The sequence below is a fragment of the Streptomyces sp. NPDC054961 genome (assembly GCF_053609145.1).
Window position 1 is genome coordinate 164,929 of sequence record NZ_JBSGWY010000002.1, and the last position, 3,013, is coordinate 167,941.

Annotated in this window: 3 protein-coding genes and 1 pseudogene; all 4 read right to left on the reverse strand. The window is 75.5% G+C overall.

Features of this window, described 5'->3' with window-relative positions; all coding sequences use genetic code 11:
* Positions 1 to 608, reverse strand: a pseudogene (locus ACWF9Z_RS02930) (hypothetical protein); the annotation flags it as partial.
* 109 nt (positions 609 to 717) lie between these two features.
* Entirely contained in the window at positions 718 to 1,875 is a 1,158-nt protein-coding gene (locus ACWF9Z_RS02935; protein ID WP_453596794.1) for an ATP-grasp domain-containing protein, read from the reverse strand.
* A complete protein-coding gene (locus tag ACWF9Z_RS02940) occupies positions 1,872 to 2,147 on the reverse strand; it encodes a hypothetical protein (RefSeq protein WP_453596796.1) in 276 nt (91 codons plus the stop codon). The genes ACWF9Z_RS02935 and ACWF9Z_RS02940 overlap by 4 nt, the downstream gene beginning before the upstream one ends.
* A 12-nt stretch (positions 2,148 to 2,159) precedes the next feature.
* Positions 2,160 to 2,786, reverse strand: coding sequence for an NADPH-dependent FMN reductase (locus ACWF9Z_RS02945; RefSeq protein WP_453596798.1), 627 nt, complete (start codon positions 2,784 to 2,786; stop codon positions 2,160 to 2,162).
* Positions 2,787 to 3,013: the final 227 nt, after the last annotated feature.

The window sequence follows — 3,013 nt, forward strand, 5'->3', positions numbered from 1 at the left end:
CACATCCTCTGGCGCCGGGAGTGTCTTTTGTTACTATCCGCCGGGGCGGCGTGGTCTCCCCGACCCTGCACGCCCCCGGCCCGCCCCCCCCCCGGGCCGCCCGGCCCGGACGGGCCGGGGACGGGGACGGGGCCGTCGAGGGCCTTGAAGAGCAGCGGCAGGCCGTGCACGGCCCCGAAGGCCCGCACCTCGGCCGCGGTTCCCGCCGGCGCGTGCGGGGCGACCTCGAGGCCCGCCGCCGCCAGCTTCCGCTTCATCAGGACCCGGTCCCTGAACGTCGCGAGTCCGGAGGGCAGTTGGCCCGGCAGGCCGAACTTCTCGCGGAGCGCGGCGGCACGGTGCAGATCGGCCTCGTGGTGGGCGATGACGTGCGTGACCTGGTACTCGTAGGCCAGGTCGCGGGCGAGGCGGTCGACGAGCTCCCCGTCGTCGAAGGTGTCGACGATCTCCAGGTGCCGGTAGCCGCCGAGGCCGGTCGGGAGCTGCTCGCCGCCCGCCACGATGGCGTCGCGGGCCGCGATCATGACCACGCCGCCGTCGAAGTCCGACAGCCACCGGTCGTACGGGAAGGGATCGAGGGGGAACCGGTGCAGGACGAGCGCGGTCATGCCGGCACGACCGGCGCCTGGCCTGAGGCCGGTGCCCGGCCCGCGGGGGTGGCGCCCCAGCCGGTGTCTCCGGCCATCGGCAGGGCATCGGCGGGCACGTTGTTCGTGGTCATCGCAGGGCCTCCTTCGGGGCGGGGGTGGATGTGGTGCTGCGCGAGCAGGGGTGGGCCGCGGGGATCCGCCCGGCGGTGTCCGACCCCGCGCGCAGGGGATCCCGGTCGCCGCCGAGGCGGGTCCGGCACTCCCGGATGCGCGGTCCGGTCCTGGTGAGGACCACTTCGGTGTGCGCGGGCCCGAACTCATGGCCCGCGAGGTCGAGCAGAGCCGCGACGGTGGCGCGGATCGCACCCTCCTCGACCTCCCCGAGCGGCGCCGGGCCGGCGGCGGGCTCGGTCGTTCCTGTCATTCCTGCGTGGTGGGTGGTTCCCGTGCTTCCCGCACTTCCCGCGGTTGCGGTGGGCTCGATCGGTGCGTCGGGTTCGGCCGCTCCGGCCGTTCCGCTCGTTCCGGTCGCTCCAGCCGGTCCGGCCGGCGCACAGGTGGCGCAGGTGGCGCCGTACGGGTCGCCGAGCGCCTCCTTGGCGGTGATCCCGGCGACCAGGTGCATGCCGTCGACGGTCAGGGTCTCGACGCTGAACTCCGGGCCCTCGAGGAAGTCCTCCACCGTGAAGGGGCCTTCGAGCGCGGCGGCCCCGACGGACCCGGCCGGCTCCGCCCACCGCGCGAGGTCGGCGTCGGTACGGACCAGCGCGACCCCCTGCCCGGCCGGGGAGTTGACCGGAGTGACGACCGCCGGCAGGCCGAACTCCCTGAGCAGCAAACCGACTTCGTCGTACGTCGCGGCTTCCCTGACGCGAACGACCGAGACTCCGTTGCGGTTGAGCAGTCGGCTCATCGCGTTCCGGTCGTTGAGCAGCCGGACGGACTCCGCGCCGTTCCCCGACCGGCCCAGCGCCTCCGCTTCGGCCTCGGCCCCGGCTCCGGCGGGCACCGGGGTCAGGCCGGCCCCGCCGCCCAGGTGCAGGACGTGCTGCACGCGGTGCTCTTCGGCCATGCGGGCCACCAGGGCGAGCAGCGCGGCCTCGTCGTCGAAGTCGGCCAGGGCCAGCTCCTCCGAATGGGCCGCGACCAGGTCGAGGTAGGCGGCCGGACGCAGCTTGGGATCCCAGATCGACCAGACCCGGAAGCCCGCTTCCACGGCCTTGCGGACGAGTTCCTCGTACGGCATCACCATCAGGAGCCGGCCCGTACAGCTGGGGCCGGTCACGACGCGGTTCCGGCAGTGGTCTTCGGCATGTCGGGATTCCTTCGGGAAGCGGCGGGTACGGGCCGGAGGTCGCGGCGGGCGTACCAGGAGACGGCCCGCGCGGTCGTGCGCACGACGCGCAGGCGGAGCCGCCGTGTCGCGGCCGGGCGCGCCGACGGCGCGGGCGCCGTGAGCCGCGCGGACCTCGCCGGTGCCGCCCCGGGCGGCAGGGCCTCGCGGCCGCCGCGCACCGGCGGACCGTCCGTCTCCACCACCACCGTCACCACCACCACGTCCCGTTCCTCTCAGACGAGCGCCGCGACGCGGTCGCCGACCGCGTCGGCGGCGTCGGTCCCGTCCGTCTCGTCCACTGCGTCGAGTTCGGCGAATTCGGCGAGCGCGGCCAGGACCAGGCCCTCGAGCCGGGCCACGAGCTCCGGGTCGGTGTAGCGGCCGTCCTCGACCGCCAGGGATCCCGTACCGCCCACGGCGACCGGCTCGTGCGCGACGACCCGCGCGCCGCAGCGGCCGAGTACGCCGGTCAGCCCGGGCTGGGCGTCGATCGCGCCGCGCGCTCCGGGTGAGGCGCTGGCCACGGCCGTCACCTTGCCGGACAGCGGGCTCGCGCCGCAGCCCGCCCGGGACAGCCAGTCCAGCGCGTTCTTCAGCGCGCCGGGCATCTCGCCGTTGTACGAGGGGGTGCTGATGAACAGCACGTCCGCTCCGGCGACCGTCTTCTTGGCCTCGCGCACGGCCGGTGAGCCGCCGGCGCGCTCCAGGGCGGTCTCGTAGAACGGCAGGTCCGCGATGGGGAGCGACTCGGCCTCGTGGGTGCCGGGCAGACCCGCCAGGAGGTGGCGCACGGTCGCCAGTACGGTGCCGTTCACCGACTCCCGGCTCGTGCTTCCCGATACCAGAACGAACTTGGCCATGAGACCCCCATCTCATCCGGCCGCCCGGTCGGCAGCCCTTCTCCTGACAGAGACTCCCTCCCGCCGTTCCCGAACCCCTCCCGCTCCGTTCCCGGCCACCGGCCACCGTCCGGGCGGCTGACCGGCGGGCCGGCGGGCCGGCGGGCCGGCACACGGAAGCGGGGGGGGGGCCCCCGGCGCCCCCCGCCCGCCCCCCCCCCCCCCGCCCCCCGCCGCCACCGCCCCGC

Bases quoted from the DNA above. Each gene is read 5' to 3' on its own strand.
- ACWF9Z_RS02945 (WP_453596798.1), bottom strand. From the start codon at position 2,786: ATGGCCAAGTTCGTTCTGGTATCGGGAAGCACGAGCCGGGAGTCGGTG.